The 15,301-nt window shown below is 56.0% G+C and carries 17 protein-coding genes and 1 pseudogene; 12 read left to right on the forward strand and 6 right to left on the reverse strand.

Annotated elements, in window-relative coordinates; all coding sequences use genetic code 11:
• The 6 genes from OHJ17_RS22375 to OHJ17_RS22400 are packed head-to-tail and all read left to right on the forward strand — an operon-like array spanning position 1 to position 4,447.
• Positions 1-723 carry a DUF1365 domain-containing protein gene (locus OHJ17_RS22375; RefSeq protein WP_004177578.1) on the forward strand — a complete coding sequence of 241 codons (723 nt, stop codon included), beginning with the start codon at positions 1-3 and terminating at the stop codon, positions 721-723.
• Positions 720-1,940 carry an SAM-dependent methyltransferase gene (locus tag OHJ17_RS22380; RefSeq protein WP_032433794.1) on the forward strand — a complete coding sequence of 407 codons (1,221 nt, stop codon included), beginning with the start codon at positions 720-722 and terminating at the stop codon, positions 1,938-1,940. The genes OHJ17_RS22375 and OHJ17_RS22380 overlap by 4 nt, the downstream gene beginning before the upstream one ends.
• A complete protein-coding gene (locus OHJ17_RS22385) occupies positions 1,937-2,422 on the forward strand; it encodes a DUF2878 domain-containing protein (protein WP_004186827.1) in 486 nt (161 codons plus the stop codon). The genes OHJ17_RS22380 and OHJ17_RS22385 overlap by 4 nt, the downstream gene beginning before the upstream one ends.
• Positions 2,419-2,943: a hypothetical protein gene (locus OHJ17_RS22390; protein WP_004186821.1), complete on the forward strand. Its 525-nt coding sequence runs from the start codon at positions 2,419-2,421 to the stop codon at positions 2,941-2,943. Before OHJ17_RS22385 ends, OHJ17_RS22390 begins: the two co-directional genes overlap by 4 nt.
• Complete coding sequence (locus OHJ17_RS22395) at positions 2,940-3,491, forward strand: DUF3833 domain-containing protein (RefSeq protein ID WP_032431450.1); 552 nt, start codon at positions 2,940-2,942, stop codon at positions 3,489-3,491. The genes OHJ17_RS22390 and OHJ17_RS22395 overlap by 4 nt, the downstream gene beginning before the upstream one ends.
• Positions 3,488-4,447, forward strand: a complete 960-nt coding sequence (locus tag OHJ17_RS22400; protein WP_004178436.1) for a YbgA family protein — start codon at positions 3,488-3,490, stop codon at positions 4,445-4,447. Before OHJ17_RS22395 ends, OHJ17_RS22400 begins: the two co-directional genes overlap by 4 nt.
• A 294-nt stretch (positions 4,448-4,741) precedes the next feature.
• Here OHJ17_RS22400 and OHJ17_RS22405 read toward each other — a convergent pair whose 3' ends face one another.
• Both OHJ17_RS22405 and xylA read right to left on the reverse strand, forming a co-directional pair.
• Complete coding sequence (locus OHJ17_RS22405; protein ID WP_004146875.1) at positions 4,742-6,124, reverse strand: carbohydrate porin; 1,383 nt, start codon at positions 6,122-6,124, stop codon at positions 4,742-4,744.
• A gap of 271 nt (positions 6,125-6,395) precedes the next feature.
• Positions 6,396-7,715: a xylose isomerase gene (gene xylA / locus OHJ17_RS22410; protein WP_004178432.1), complete on the reverse strand. Its 1,320-nt coding sequence runs from the start codon at positions 7,713-7,715 to the stop codon at positions 6,396-6,398.
• Positions 7,716-8,141: 426 nt separating this feature from the next.
• Between xylA and OHJ17_RS22415 the strand changes: the two genes are divergently transcribed.
• Together OHJ17_RS22415 and OHJ17_RS22420 are read left to right on the forward strand one after the other, a co-directional pair.
• Positions 8,142-9,581 carry an MFS transporter gene (locus tag OHJ17_RS22415; protein ID WP_004153321.1) on the forward strand — a complete coding sequence of 480 codons (1,440 nt, stop codon included), beginning with the start codon at positions 8,142-8,144 and terminating at the stop codon, positions 9,579-9,581.
• A 58-nt stretch (positions 9,582-9,639) separates the two neighbouring features.
• Entirely contained in the window at positions 9,640-11,319 is a 1,680-nt protein-coding gene (locus OHJ17_RS22420) for a glycoside hydrolase family 43 protein (protein ID WP_002887062.1), read from the forward strand.
• A gap of 82 nt (positions 11,320-11,401) precedes the next feature.
• Here OHJ17_RS22420 and OHJ17_RS22425 read toward each other — a convergent pair whose 3' ends face one another.
• Positions 11,402-12,040 carry an HNH endonuclease gene (locus tag OHJ17_RS22425; protein ID WP_002887060.1) on the reverse strand — a complete coding sequence of 213 codons (639 nt, stop codon included), beginning with the start codon at positions 12,038-12,040 and terminating at the stop codon, positions 11,402-11,404.
• Between the two features lie 179 nt (positions 12,041-12,219).
• Here OHJ17_RS22425 and OHJ17_RS22430 point away from each other — a divergent pair, with 179 nt between their 5' ends.
• Positions 12,220-13,089, forward strand: a complete 870-nt coding sequence (locus OHJ17_RS22430) for a phosphorothioated DNA-binding restriction endonuclease (protein ID WP_004192252.1) — start codon at positions 12,220-12,222, stop codon at positions 13,087-13,089.
• A 22-nt stretch (positions 13,090-13,111) separates the two neighbouring features.
• Here OHJ17_RS22430 and OHJ17_RS22435 read toward each other — a convergent pair.
• The 3 genes and pseudogenes from OHJ17_RS22435 to OHJ17_RS22445 all read right to left on the reverse strand — a co-directional run.
• Positions 13,112-13,204 (reverse strand): annotated as a pseudogene (locus tag OHJ17_RS22435) (type VI secretion system tube protein Hcp); the annotation flags it as partial.
• A gap of 1 nt (position 13,205) precedes the next feature.
• Positions 13,206-13,472 carry a hypothetical protein gene (locus tag OHJ17_RS22440; protein ID WP_004192254.1) on the reverse strand — a complete coding sequence of 89 codons (267 nt, stop codon included), beginning with the start codon at positions 13,470-13,472 and terminating at the stop codon, positions 13,206-13,208.
• On the reverse strand, positions 13,447-13,824 hold the full coding sequence (locus OHJ17_RS22445; protein WP_071531910.1) for a DUF2778 domain-containing protein: 378 nt from the start codon (positions 13,822-13,824) through the stop codon (positions 13,447-13,449). The genes OHJ17_RS22440 and OHJ17_RS22445 overlap by 26 nt, the downstream gene beginning before the upstream one ends.
• Between OHJ17_RS22445 and OHJ17_RS22450 the strand changes: the two genes are divergently transcribed.
• The 3 genes from OHJ17_RS22450 to OHJ17_RS22460 all read left to right on the forward strand — a co-directional run bounded on the left by OHJ17_RS22450 (position 13,739) and on the right by OHJ17_RS22460 (position 15,299).
• A complete protein-coding gene (locus tag OHJ17_RS22450; RefSeq protein WP_032414053.1) occupies positions 13,739-13,921 on the forward strand; it encodes a hypothetical protein in 183 nt (60 codons plus the stop codon). The two genes, OHJ17_RS22445 and OHJ17_RS22450, sit on opposite strands and share 86 nt — an antisense overlap.
• Positions 13,922-14,275: 354 nt before the next feature.
• Positions 14,276-14,950: a hypothetical protein gene (locus OHJ17_RS22455; protein ID WP_004192261.1), complete on the forward strand. Its 675-nt coding sequence runs from the start codon at positions 14,276-14,278 to the stop codon at positions 14,948-14,950.
• A gap of 1 nt (position 14,951) precedes the next feature.
• Entirely contained in the window at positions 14,952-15,299 is a 348-nt protein-coding gene (locus tag OHJ17_RS22460; protein WP_004199257.1) for a hypothetical protein, read from the forward strand.
• The last annotated feature ends 2 nt before the right edge of the window (positions 15,300-15,301 follow it).

Below are 15,301 nucleotides of genomic sequence, written 5' to 3' on the forward strand. Positions count from 1 at the left end.
ATGAACAGCTGCCTCTATCAGGGCGTCCTGCGCCACCGTCGCCTGCAGCCGAAGGCGCACCACTTCGTCTACCGCCTGTTTATGGCCTGGCTCGACCTCGACGAACTGGACAAGCTGCCTGAGGCGGGCATCCGCCGCAACCGCCTGGCCGCCGCTGCCTGGTACGACGCCGATTATCCGCTGGGCGCGCCGCTGAAGGCCCAGGCGCTGAACCGGCTGGAGAGCCTGACCGGCTGCCGCCCGGCGGGCCGCGTGATGCTCCTGACCCAGCTGCGCTACTTCGGCTTCCATTTTAATCCGGTCAATTTTTACTACTGCTATGACGAAGCCGACACCCTGCGCTGGGTGCTGGCCGAAGTGCGCAACACGCCGTGGAATGAGCGTCATTACTACGCGGTGGACGGCCAGCAGGCGCGCCCGCTGGAGAAAGCCTTTCACGTTTCGCCGTTTAACCCGATGGACATGGTCTATCACTGGCGCTTCAACGCGCCCGGCAAAACGCTGCATATGCATATTGAAAACCATCAGGCCAGCAAGGTGTTCGACGCCACGCTGGCCCTGAGCCGCGTGCCGTTGACCCGCGCCAACCTGCGCGGGCTGCTGCTGCGTCTGCCGCTGATGACCCTGAAAACCGTCCTCGCCATCTACTGGCAGGCGCTGCGGCTGTGGCTGAAGCGCGTGCCGCTGTACAACCATCCTGTCAGCAGGAGTGAACGCTCATGACCGATCCCGTCTTTGCGCTTGAACCAGATGTGCCGCGCAACGTGCGGCTCGCGCGCTGGCTGCTCTTTCGTCTGTTGAGCGGCCTCCGCGAAGGCTCGCTCACCGTGCGCGAAGGGGCGCAGACTTTTCAGTTTGGCGACCCCGCCGCCGCGCTGCGCGCCGAGGCGCGGGTCTGCGCGCCGGAGGTGTACTGGCGTCTGCTGACCGGCGGCAGCCTGGCGGCGGCCGAGGCCTGGATGGACGGCGACTGGGAGAGCCACCAGCTGACGGCGCTGCTGCAGATCCTTGCGCGCAACGGCGAGGTGCTGGGGCGTCTGGAGCGCGGCTTTCGTCTGCTGGGTAAGCCTGTCGCCCGCCTGCGCCACTGGACTCGCCGCAACACCCGCGCCCAGGCGCGGGAGAACATTGCCGCCCATTACGACCTCGGCAACGAATTTTATGCCCACTTTCTGGATGACGACCTGCTCTACTCCAGCGCGCTGTTTACCGACGACGAGCAGGATCTGACCCAGGCCCAGCGGGCCAAGATGGCGCGTCTGTGCGACCAGCTGGCGCTCAACCCCGGCGATCATCTGCTGGAGATTGGCACCGGCTGGGGGGCGCTGGCCGAATACGCCGCCCGCCATTACGGTTGCCGGGTCACGACTACCACCCTTTCCCGGGAGCAGCACCGCTGGGCTACCGAGCGCATGGCCCGCGCCGGGCTGCAGGATCGCGTCAAGGTGCTGCTCTGCGACTACCGCGATCTGCGCGGCGAGTACGACAAACTGGTGTCGGTGGAGATGATTGAGGCGGTGGGCCAGCGCTACCTCCCGGCCTTCTTCCGCACCTGTCAGGCGCGCCTGCGCCCGGGCGGTAAAATGGCCCTGCAGGCGATCACCATTCAGGATCAGCGCTATCGCGACTACAGCAAAAGCGTCGATTTTATCCAGCGCTACATCTTCCCGGGCGGCTTTTTGCCCAGCATCACGGCAATGAGCGAGCTGATGACCCGCCATACCGATTTTGTGGTGCGCAACCTGTTCGACATGGGCCCGGATTACGCCCGCACCCTGGCCCACTGGCGGCAGCGTTTTACCCACGCCTGGCAGGATATTGAAAAGCTCGGCTTTGATGAGCGCTTCCGCCGGATGTGGCTCTACTACTTCGGCTACTGCGAAGCCGGATTTAACGCCCGCACCATCAGCGTGGTGCAGCTCACCGCGGAGCGGGTATGACACGCCCGGCGCAGCATCTGCTGATGGCCCTCGCGTTCGATGTTTACTGGACGCTGGTGGTGATGTTGCGCGAGCGCGGTCTGCTGATCTGGCTGACGCTGGCCATTTTCGCCTGGCTGCGGTTGCCGGCGGCCAGTCGTCCGCCCGCCCTGCTGTTGGCCGCGGCGGGCTGCGGCCTGGACGCCTGCTGGGCGCTGGCGGGGCTGATCGATTTTCGCGGCGACAGCCTGCTGCCCCTGTGGATGGTGGCCCTGTGGCTGATGTTCGCCGTCGTCTGGACCCGACTGACCCGCACCGCGACGCTTCCCGGCTGGGTGCTGGCCACGGCCGCCACCGTCGGCGGCCCGGTGGCCTACCTGATCGGCGCTCGCCTCGGAGCCATGACCCTGCTGGTGCCGACGGCGCTTGGCGTGGCCGCCATGGCCTGCGGCTGGCTGGTGCTCATGCTGTTATTCCATCTGGGGATGGGGAGGCAAAAATGAGATTCGCCCTGTTACTGCTGTGGCTGACCATCCTCGCCCCGGCGGCCCACGCCGCCGACTGGCTGACGTGGCGCCGCGTCGGCGAGGCGACCCTCACCTGGGGGCCGTTCACCGTCTATCACTCGCAGCTGCGTACGCCCAATGGCCGGTATGACGGCCCGCAGCAGGATCGGGCGCTGATCATCACCTACCGGCGCGACATCGATCGCGAGGCGCTGGTGGAGGCCACCCGCGACCAGTGGCAGGCGCAGGGCATTCTGCAGCAGGAACCGCGCAGCGAAGCCTGGCTACGCATGCTGCAGGGGATCTGGCCGGACGTCGCACCGGGCAGCCAGCTGGCGTTCGTGGTCAGCGGCGGCGAGGGGCAGTTCTGGTACCGCGCCAGCGCCGCGCAGACCGCCTTTACCCCGCTCGGCCCGCGCCAGTCGGCGGCGTTCAGCACCCGCTTTCTCGCCATCTGGCTCGATCCGCGCACCACTTATCCCGAACTGCGTCAGCAGTTGATCGGAGGTACACCATGAAACGCATTCTGACCCTTGGCCTGGCGCTGCTGATGCTGATCCTCGCCGGCTGCAGCACCGAGGTCACGGAGTACCGGCAGCAGCAGCCCGCCCTCGACATCTTTCACTATTTTCAGGGCCGAACCGAGGCGTGGGGGATGGTGCAGGATCGCAGCGGCAAGCAGCTGCGCCGCTTCCATGTTGAGATCGATGGCGACGTCGTCGGCGACACCCTGACCCTCCATGAGCGCTTTGTCTATGACGACGGCGAGAAGCAGCAGCGGGTATGGCGCATTCGCCGCACCGGCGATAACCGTTATCAGGGCACCGCCGGCGATATCGAAGGGGTGGCCAGCGGCCAGGCGGCAGGCAATGCCTTTCACTGGCGCTACAGCATGAGCGTCGAGGCCAGCGGCAGCCGATGGCTGCTGCACTTTGACGACTGGATGTACCTGCAGGACGGCAGCCATTTGTTTAACAAAACCGAGATGAAGAAATTCGGCATTACGGTCGCCACCGTGACCCTTTTCTTTACCCGAACCACAGCAGAAGAGAGGACAGCGCCATGAACACGCAACCTGTCATTGGGATCAGCGGATGTTTAACCGGCTCAGCCGTGCGATTCGACGGCGGGCATAAGCGTATGGGCTTTGTAATGGATGAGCTCGCGCAGTGGGTGGCGTTTAAACCCGTCTGCCCGGAGATGGCGATCGGCCTGCCCGTTCCCCGCCCGGCGCTCCGCCTGGTGCAGACCCCGGTCGGGGAGATCCGCATGCGCTTCAGCCACGCCCCGCACGAGGATGTGACGGAGAAGATGGCTGATTTCGCCAGCGCCCACCTCGCAACCCTGGGCGAGCTGTCGGGCTTTATCGTCTGCGCCAAATCGCCGAGCTGCGGGATGGAGCGCGTGCGGCTGTATGACGAAAAAGGCAATCGCGGGCGTAAGGAAGGCGTGGGGCTGTTTACCGGCGCCCTGATGGCGCGCTACCCGTGGCTGCCGGTGGAAGAGGATGGCCGGCTGCACGATCCGCTGCTGCGGGAGAATTTTGTCGAGCGCGTTTTCGCCCTGCATGAACTCAACGCCCTGCGCGCCCGCGGCCTGACCCGTCACGGTCTGCTGGCCTTTCACAGCCGCTACAAGCTGCAACTGCTGGCTCATCACCAGGCGGGCTACCGGGAGATCGGCCCGTTCGTCGCCTCGCTGCATGAATGGGAGGATCTGGAGGCGTTCTTCGAGGTTTACCGCGAGAAGCTGATGGCGATCCTCAAGCAGCCCGCCTCGCGGAAAAACCACACCAACGTGCTGATGCATATTCAGGGTTATTTTCGCGACCAGCTGAACAGCCGCCAGCGCGGCGAGCTGCGGGAGGTGATCCTCAACTATCGCGCCGGGCTGCTGCCGATCCTCGCCCCGCTGACGCTGCTTAAGCACTATCTGGCCGAGTATCCGGATCGCTACCTGCAGGCGCAGAACTATTTTGACCCCTACCCGCAGGATCTGGCCCTGCGCCTGACGGTGAACTGAAGGGGGATGGGCCAGCTGCCCGGCGGCGCTGCGCTTGCGCGGGCCTGGGGGTGTGAGCCTGCGGGAAGGAACGTAGGCCGGATAAGGCATTTATGCCGCCATCCGGCACTACCGCAGGTATGGAGCCTGACCGCCCGGCGGCGCTGCGCTTGCCGGTCCTGGGGGGAGCCCGCAGGAAGGAACGTAGGCCGGATAAGGCATGTATGCCGCCATCCGGCATAAATGGAGCGCATCAGTTGTAGCCCGGCTAAGCGTAGCGCCAGCCGGGAACGCTCCTTCGACAACGCTATCGCATCAGAACCACGCCTCAAACATCCCGCCGACGTTCAGCGAATCCAGCTGCTGGTCCTGGGTGCCGTTAACCTTCGCGGTATGCTCGTTGTCCACCTGGCCGCCGGTCACGTAGAAGCGCAGCATCGGACGGAACTCCGGCCCCATGCCGATGGCTATGTTCTGCGACAGCGTCAGCTTCCAGCCGTGGTTATCCCCGCCCTGGTCGTAATCCACGCGCTGGTAGCCCGCTTCCAGCCAGGTGGAGTGCACGTCGTTCCAGAAATACATCGGCCGCACGATGGCACCGTAGTTTTTACGGTTGTCGGTATTATCCTTGCCGTTGTCGTAGTCATGGAAGGCCAGCAGATATTCCACCTGCGCCTGCTGGGTGAACTTATGGCTGCCCTCGAAGCTGGCGTAGACCGTGGTCAGGTCGTCGGTTTTGTTATAGACGCTGTTATCCGAGTTGTCGGAATAGCGCAGGATCACCTTGTTCACCCCGCTGTCGTTGGTGTGGCTCAGCACCAGGCCGCCCTGCCAGGCTTCGAGACGCGCGTCGCTGTCCACCGCCTTTGAGTCAAAGCCGTAGTTGGCGTACACCTCGACGTCGATCGGCCCGGCCTTGATGTTGTGGGTTTTGGTGGTCAGCGCGTAGTGGCCGTTGTCGCCGGTGTCGGAGCTGCCGGTACAGGTGATGCGCGACGGGTTGGTCTCGTCGGCCATCACTTCCGGGCTGCAGGATTTCACCTGCGACACCGCCGCCACGTCGAACTGCACGCCGCCGATATCAAAGTTCTTTACCCCGGCGCCCTGGCCGTCGTGGTTCATCCAGAAGTAGTCGTTGATCCCCTGTTGCGGACGCTGGTGGAAGTCGCGGCCGGCCCAGATATAGGCGTTGGGGTTGGATTCCAGCACGTTGGTGACCCCGACGTAGGCCTTCTTCAGGTTAACTTCGTCGCTCCAGTGGTCGAACATCACGTTGAGATCCCAGATAGCCCCCTGCGCGCTTTTGAAGGCCTTGCTGATCTGGAATTCGCCGCCGTTGCTTTCGTTGCCCAGACGGCCGATCGCCGAGGCGCCGTTATAGGAGCCGTCGACGCCGACATATTTCTGGTCGCCGGTCTGGAAGTGGGCGCCATAGCGGGCGTAGCCGCTGAACTTGAGGCCAAACGGAATGGCCATATCCGGCGAGGCGGCGGTGGTCTGCGGGTTGGTGATCACGTCGACCTTTTTGTCGGCCGCGGCGTCGATTTTCGCCTGGCGGTCGGCCAGCGCTTTATCAACGGCTTTGGCGACGATGGCGTCGATCTGTTCCTGAGTAAATTCTTGCGCCATTACAGAGGTAAGCGGAAAAAACGCGGCGATAACCGCCATGGTTAATGGAAGCTTTTTTATCATTGTCATGAGTTTCTCAATATAGGTTAATTTTATTCAGACAATAACCAGCCTATTCTGAGCTGACAGAATATGTCGCTATCATCAGAACAAGTTATTTTTTATTTTGTACGGTCACAGAGGCGTTACACAATTATCGTTACCCTTCCTCCTTCTCTGATATTAAACAGGTGGTCTTTCGCCACTGACAAAAAAAACACAGCACGAACCAATAAACGCTATTTCCCGGCAGCGGATAGACGGCGCAATACATGCCCCCGCGGGGGCATGTCAGCAAAAATTAACCAAAGATATAGGTATTGACGAGATTTTCGAGTAATTCCTGACGCCCGCTCTGAGGCTGCGGATTCAGATTATGCTGCTCAGCGTATCGGGCAATATTATCCAGCGACATCTGCCCGCTCATAATTTTCTGCCCCAGCTCGCCCTGCCAGCCGGCATAGCGTTTTGCCAGACCCTGATCGAGCTTGCCATCTTCAATCATGCGCGCGGCCAGCTTGAGGGACAGCGCCATCACGTCCATGGCGCCAATATGGCCATAGAACATGTCGTATTTGTCGGTGCTCTGCCGACGAACTTTGGCGTCAAAGTTCAGGCCGCCGGTGGTGAATCCCCCGGCTTTAAGGATCTCGTACATCACCAGGGTATTTTCTTCCACACTGTTCGGGAACTGATCGGTATCCCAGCCGAGCTGCGCATCGCCGCGGTTGGCATCAACGGAGCCGAAAATGCCCAGCGCGATGGCGCTGGCGATTTCATGGTGGAAAGAGTGCCCCGCCAGAGTGGCGTGGTTGGCTTCAATGTTCACCTTGATCTCATTTTCCAGACCAAACTGCTTCAGGAAGCCATACACCGTCGCGACATCGTAATCGTATTGATGCTTGGTGGGCTCCTGCGGTTTCGGCTCGATAAGCAGCGTGCCGCCAAAGCCAATCTTATGCTTGTGCTCCACCACCATCTGCAGGAAGCGGCCAATCTGCTCGCGCTCCTGGCGCAGGTCGGTATTCAACAGCGACTCGTAACCTTCTCGGCCGCCCCACAGCACATAGTTTTCGCCGCCGAGCTGGTGGGTGGCGTTCATGGCGGTCACCACCTGCGTGGCCGCCCAGGCAAACACCTCCGGATCGGGGTTGGTCGCCGCCCCGGCGCCGTAGCGCGGGTGGGTAAAGCAGTTGGCGGTGCCCCACAGCAGTTTCACGCCGGTTTGCTGCTGTTTCTCCGCCAGTACCTCGGTCATCACGGCGAAATTATGCAAATACTCTTTCAGCGACGCGCCTTCTGGCGAGACGTCGACATCGTGGAAGCAGTAATACGGCACGTTGAGCTTGTAGAAAAATTCAAACGCCACGTCCGCTTTGCGTTTGGCCATTTCCAGCGCATCGCCCGCGGCCTGCCAGGGACGCTCAAACGAACCGGCGCCAAACATATCCGCGCCATTCCAGCAGAAGTTATGCCAATAACAGGCGGCAAAACGCAGATGGTCTGCCATGCGTTTTCCCAGCACGATTTCATCCGGATTATAGTGGCGAAATGCCAGCGGATTATCGGTTTTGGGTCCGGCAAAGCGAACGCGATCAACCTGGTCGAAATAGGTTTGCATGATGAACTCCGAAATTGAGAAACAGGAAAATTAACAACTGTGACACATCGTGTATTCTCATCGTCGGTTGCTCAATTACGTTATTTCACTCGGCGATTGAGAAAATGCTCAAATGTGAGCCATCTCGCAAATAAAACTATTTTAAATATCTCGCTTCGCGCGCGTATAGAGTACACTCCCTGGGGAATTCAGGTATCCATATCAAATTAAAATGCCGGTTTTGTCACTTTGTCTGTCTGCCCGAAAATTAGCGGCGGAAAACGGTTTAACGCAGGTGATACAGGCCTTTGCTTCGAGGATCACAGAAGTAAAAAAACATAATTACGTAATTTAAAAACGTAATAGATTCTTCCTGGTCAACTGTGTCAGAAAGTGTTTCACCTACACAAAACAAACCGGAGTCTGCTTAGAATGAGTAAAAACATAATGCACAGTCGGCATGATGAATATCATAAATTAACCCGCGGAGAACGAATTGGTTATGGCATGGGCGACTTTGCGCAAAACCTGGTTTTCGGCACAATTGGGGGTTTTCTGGCTTTGCATATGCTGACGGTAAATACCATCAGCACGGCAACGGCAGGCTTTATTTTTCTTTTTGTCCGCATCATTAACGTGTTTTGGGATCCGATGGTCGGAACCTATGTGGATAAACGAACCTCAAAAGCAGGGAAATATCGTCCCTGGCTGTTACGAGCCGGCGTGCCGCTGGTGATCCTGTCGGCATTACTGTTCGCGCCAATCCCTGGGGTGAAAGGTTCGGTGGCTTTCGCCTTTATTATTTATCTGGCGCTGGACCTGGTTTATTCCTTAGTCAATATTCCCTATGGCTCGCTGAATGCGTCGCTGACCCGCGACCCGGAATCGATCGATAAGCTGACCAGTACCCGCATGATGCTGGCCAACAGCGCCAACCTGCTGGTCTATACCCTGTTCCCGATGTTTGTGCAGATGGCGGCGCCGAAAGATCGCAGCCTGAAAGACACCGGCTTTTTTGGCCTTGAGCTGAATCTCGGCAACTATACCGATCCGTCAGCGAACTACGCCTGGTTCGGCGTGTACGCCATCTATATGATCATCGGCGCGGTGGCCCTGTTTATCTGCTACAAATGCACCAAAGAACGCGTTGTCGCGACCGCCGAGCAGACCGCCAACGTCAAAACTACCGACCTTTTCCACGAGCTCAGACATAACCGTCCGCTGGTTATTCTCGGCATGTTCTTTATGCTGGCCTTTACCTTCATGTTCTTCATGAACACCGTTAACGGCTTCTTCAACCAGTTCGTCGTCGGCCATTCCGAATGGATGGGCGCGGTGGGTCTCGTCGCGTCTATTCCCGGCATCGCCTTCCCGGTGTTCTGGCCGAAACTGAAAAAAATCTTTGGTAAAAAAGGCTTCTTCCATCTGTTCCTCGCCATGTTCATCGTCGGCGAACTGCTGACCTACGTCTGGTCCCGCGAAGGGATGCACGACGCCCTGTGGCTGGCCTACATCGCCACCTTTATTAAACAGTGGGGCTTAACCTCCGCCACCGGCTTTATGTGGGCGCTGGTACCGGAAGTTATCGCGTACGGCGAATTAAAATCGGGCAAACGCAATGCCGCCATTATCAATGCCATTATGGGACTCTTCTTCAAGATCGGCTTCACCATCGGCGGCGCTATCCCGCTGTGGCTGCTGGCGGTGTATGGATTTAATGAAAGCGGCGCCGTGCAGAGCGCCAGCGCCATCGACGGGATCATTATGACCGCGGTGTGGATCCCAATTGCGCTGGCCGCTATTTCGATGGTGATCATGCAGGTTTATCCGATCTCCGATAAACATGTTACCGACATCAACCGTCAGCTGGATGAGATCCGCGTGTAGTTAAAAAAATTATAAATCAGACCGATCCTTAACTTTCCATTTTAAAAGGTGTAATGAAATGTCACTTATTCAAAACCCGATATTACGCGGCTTTAATGCCGACCCCAGTATTATTCGCGTCGAGGATACGTACTATATTGCCAACTCGACGTTTGAGTGGTTCCCGGGCGTGCGTTTACATGAGTCCAAAGACCTGAAAAACTGGAACCTGCTGCCTTCGCCGCTCTCCACCACCACCCTGCTGGATATGAAGGGCAACCCCTCCTCCGGCGGCATTTGGGCGCCGGCGCTCTCCTGGGCCGACGGGCAATTCTGGTTGGTGTATACCGATGTGAAGGTCACCGAAGGCGCCTTTAAAGACATGACCAACTACCTGACCACGGCGAAGGATATTCGGGGCCCGTGGAGCGACCCGATCAAGCTGAACGGCGTCGGGTTTGACGCCTCGCTGTTCCATGACGACGATGGCCGGAAATATATCGTCCAGCAAACCTGGGATCACCGGGAGTACCATCACCCCTTCGATGGCATTACCTTAACGGAGCTGGATACCAAGACGCTGAAGTTAATGCCGGAAACCGCGCGCACCATCTACCGCGGCACCGCCGTGGCGCTGGTCGAGGGGCCGCACCTCTATAAACTGAACGGCTACTACTATCTGTTTGCCGCCCAGGGCGGCACCGTGTTTACCCACCAGGAGGTGGTGGCGCGGTCGAAAACCCTCGAGGCCGACAGCTTCGAAACCGAGCCGGGCGACGTGTTCTTAACCAACGTCGATACCCCGGACAGCTACATCCAGAAACAGGGCCATGGCGCGCTGGTCTCTACTCCGGAAGGCGAATGGTATTACGCCTCGCTCTGCGCCCGGCCGTGGAATCGCCCGGGGGAATCCATCTACGACCCGCGCGGCTGGTCAACCCTCGGCCGGGAAACCGCGATCCAGAAAGTGTACTGGGACGACGAGGGCTGGCCGCGTATTGAAGGCGGTCACGGCGGGAAAACCTTCGTCGAAGGGCCAAAAGACGCCATCTTCACCGAAAGCGCCAGCGATAATAGCCAGCAGGATGACTTTACCTCGCCAGCGCTCGACCCGAACTGGAATACCCTGCGGGTGCCGTTTACGGCCAAAATGGGCACCACCGGCGACGGCAAATTAACCTTAATCGGCCAGGGTTCGTTAGCCAATACGCATGACCTGTCGCTGATTGCCCGCCGCTGGCAGGCCTTCTATTTTGACGCCGCGGTGAAGGTGAAATTCGAGCCCTTCAGCTACCAGCAGATGGCCGGGTTAACGAATTACTATAACGACCGCCACTGGAGCTTCGTCTTCCTGACCTGGAATGAAATTAACGGCAAGGTCATCGAAGTCGGCGAAAATAACCGCGGGAAATACACGTCGTACCTGAAAGATAACGCCATCAAGGTGCCGGACGGCGTCGAATACGTCTGGTTCCGGACTAAAGTCCGCAAGCAGACCTACAGCTATGAATACAGCTTCGATGGCGTGACGTTCACCGAGATCCCGGTCCAGCTGGATGCCGCGGTACTGTCCGATGACTATGTGTTGCAGAGCTACGGCGGGTTCTTTACCGGGGCGTTCGTCGGCCTGGCGGCGGTAGACTACGCCGGGTACGGCACCCAGGCTGAGTTTTATCAGTTCGAGTATCAGGAACTGGGCGATAGGTTAGCGGCCGATGGGAGCTATAGCTGGGAGGCTGGCGAGACGCGGGATAAGTAAGAGAAAGCTGGCCCACGCTACCGGTGAGGTAGCGTGGGGTTTGTGCTGTGTGTGATGTAATTAAAGCGAGCGCTGTAGGATGTCAGTCTGCGGGGCGCAGCCGGGCCTTCAGCTCTTCGGGAGTAAACGGCGGATCTCGCCGGTGCAGCATTGCATGGCAATTGGGACATACCGGGATCAGATCGGTTTCAGGGTTCAGACGGTAGTCCTGCTTGATCCCGGCCAGCGGAATGAGATGGTGGATATGGATAAAACCCTGGCCGATTTCGCCATAGCGGCTGGCCATATCCAGACCGCATACCTGACACCGGCAGCCATGCAGGCGAAGCGCCGCCTGACGAGCCTGACGGTCGCGCTCATAGCGATTGACCACCACCTGCATCGCCGCCCCTTCCACGAACTCCATAGTCGTCTGTCCCTCATCGGGGAAAAGCGCAACCTCGTCATCGCCAGCGCCCTGCGACGCGATCGTAAATCCTTGATCCAGTAACAGACGCACGCATTTGGATTTAATCCCTCCGCTGAAATCCGCCGGGGTAAATTCCGTTCCCGTGGCAAGCGTGGCCGCTAACCCGACGATGGCTTTTGAAGGATACCGACGCCCCTCAAACTCGATCTCGTACAGACGCGCGCTTTTAAACTGATGCGCAACGCCTGCATCGTAAGCGCGAATGGCAGCGATGATGCATTCCCTGGATAAATGGTCCGGTAGTTTTTTCATAAGACATAGCTATCTGATGGCGCGAAGCTTGAGTATAAATAGAAAGCTATGGGCTTTTCGAACAAATAACTAGCAGTGATAGTTAAATAGCGATCCACGTAGAATCGCCGCATCTGGTGGGTTGATCGGCAAGGATTTTGCGAGCATCATCGCATTTATTTAGCTGCCAATGTAACGCTATGCCCTCCAGCACCACCCTGCAACACGCGATCGAAAACATCACTATCTGGCGCAAAGGCGAACAGCGTGCGCCGCATAAACCACTATTGCTGCTGTACGTCCTCTCGCAGTACCAGCGCGGCCATGCGCGGATGTTCGACTACGCCTCAGAGATACGCGATGAGCTGCATAGCCTGCTGGAACGCTTTGGTCCGCAGCGCCGCCAGTACCGGCCGGATATGCCCTTCTGGCGCCTGAAAGGCGACGGCTTCTGGGAGCTGCACAACAGCGAACAGTGTTCATCCCAGGGCAGCCGACAGCCGCCCGGCAAAGAGCTTGAGCTCTGCCACGTCGCCGGCGGCTTTGATGAGCCGCATTTTGCGCTACTCAACAGAAATAAGAAGCTGATCAATACCCTCGCCCATCAAATCCTCGAGGCGCACTTTCCGGAGAGTATTCAGGAAGAACTGGCTGAAGAGATGGGGTTTGATCTGCTGCAGATCCGTAAAGAGCGTGACCCGCATTTTCGCCAGCAGGTGCTGCGCGCTTATAACTATGAGTGCGCGATCTGCGGCTTCAATATGCGCCATGATAATACCTCCGTCGCCCTGGAAGCGGCCCATATCAAATGGAAGCAGCACGGCGGCCCCTGCGAAATCCCTAACGGCCTGGCGCTCTGCGCGATTCACCATAAGGCTTTTGATAAAGGATCCATTGGTCTGGATGAGGATATGCGCATCCAGGTTTCGCCAGCGGTGAACGGCGGAGGCATCGTTGGCAGGCTGTTCTGGGATTTTGATGGTAAGCCGATTACCTTGCCGCAGGGGAAAGAATGTTATCCCCAGGAGGGGTTTGTGGCATGGCACCGGCGGGAGGTGTTCAGGGGGTAAGGGGGGATGGTGATAAGCGGGTTTCGATGCTGCCTTCTCGCTCCTGAACATCAACAGATCTTTTCGTGTCTGCGCCACCATCGTCTTTAAGCCACATATACGGAGGGATTGGCATCTCATTTGCTCCTTATCGTTGAAATTAACTTCAATGTCATAATGTAAAGCACAGCTGAAAGGAATATCACTATTATCAGCGATATATAAAAGAAAGTGTCATACATCGTATCGGCATTCACAATCCCGAATAAGAAGTGGCAAATATCTCTTGCGATATCATAATCGAGATAGGTTTCCGGTCTTGGAAGTGCACGTCCCAGAACCAAAAACAGCAATATAAAATAAATAATCTTACTGATTTTACGGGCAAGAGATGTTAGAGCCACTGGCAACAACCTCCACCCAACCACGAGCCATAAGGGAACGCATGCAGGGGACCTGAACCAGTGATGTATTCATAAGCGCATTCCGGATCATGGCAAAATCAGAATTATGGGCGATAGTAATACAACCCTCGGAAACCGTACCCGGATACAAACGGAAGTTACCAAGTTTCACACCCTCTACCCACGTCTCATCGTCAATTCCGCGGTCGTCACGCCATAACGCAAACCAATCGCTATTCCCCCGCCGTAGTTCGCGGCAGGACGTAATGAAACGATTGGTATTAGCCCTGCTTTTATTTATTTTCAAAGAATTGGCTGTAGCCCCCGCTCTCACGCCGGAAGCGGATATCACTCTGGTGAATCCGTCAATGTTTGCTCGTGAAGGATATCGACGGCACAACATGATGCTGTCGATGTGTTCACATAAACCGCCTGTTCATGAGTCATAACCCGTTTCTGCCATGAACAAGTCAGAGTAAATACATTTAAACCAATAATTTTAACATCCAAATTTTTTGCGTATCCAATCACTTATCGAATACTTATATGCGCTTTATTATTTATTAAATTAATACATCTCACACCAAGATAATTCATCATAATAATCAACCGTAAAGTGATATACTATGATGTTTTACGCCTTATTTAAATCAATGGTTCAAAATCATTTTGCAATACAATTTGTAACAATTAGGTTATGGTAACACTTATCAAGTTTTTTATTCTCTTGCAAATTAACATCGCTTATTTCTTGCAAAAATGATGTAGATCCTCAGTCATTTATTTAAACATAGGATAGCTATATGGCAGACATAGAAGGGATAGCGCGGAAGTTATATAACATCATTATCTCTCCTGATACAGTTACAGGGCTTATCAATGGTGGGTTATCTGTTCCTTTAGATTATGGTTATCTGATTTACGGTATCTTTGATACGGATACAAGATATGAACGTGAAACAGAAAGAATCCGTATGATGACCGCGATAAGACATGACATTCTTAACTATGAAAATATCGTTAATGCAGTTAAATTAATCTTTCAGTTATTTAATAAATATATATCCGAATCAGAACAAGATAGAATATACAGAAGTGTAGTTACCTCTATCGTGGGTAGAATCTCTACGAATATTATCGCATCGAACATCGCTAAAGCCGTTATAGAAAAAACGTCATTTACTTATGTAGTATTTAAGGGGAAAGGAAATCCAATAGCCTTTTTAAGTACTATCCTCTTGTTTGGTGGAATGGCAGAGCGTTCCATCAGGACGTCTGATAAACTCAGGAATGAAGCGCCCGAGGTATACTCGTTGTTAAGACCCCGCGATTATGTTCTTCTTTATTTCTTATTTGCCGATGCGGTACAACCTTTTGTGGATGCCATCCATGCAGGGTACACCGAGGGCAACCCCGTATTCGACAAGATTATGAAAAGAGTGGAAGATCATTTAAATACGAATGCTAAGGCTGGGTGATATGAAAAAAATCATCACGCCACTCGTCGATATAGTTCTCTGCACCTATATTATTACCACATGCTTTATTTGCCTGACTGAGTTTAATAACTGGCAGAATAAAATAATCGCAGTGACGATTATAATCGGCAGCGCTTATATCATCGCCATTGCATTGAATAGATTACTGGGAACAAAGATAGGTGTGTTAAGCGGTATTTTTAATTTACTATCAGGCCCACTATTAATTATTGGCGCTATTGTTTGCATAGCCTTACTTGACCCGTGGCCGGTTAAGGTTATTGGTCTGTTTTTATGGGTCATTATAATGTTTTGTTTACCTTCATTTATAAATAGAGATAAGGAATAATC

The organism is Klebsiella sp. KP20-425-1, from assembly GCF_025813515.1.
GTDB lineage: Bacteria > Pseudomonadota > Gammaproteobacteria > Enterobacterales > Enterobacteriaceae > Klebsiella > Klebsiella pneumoniae.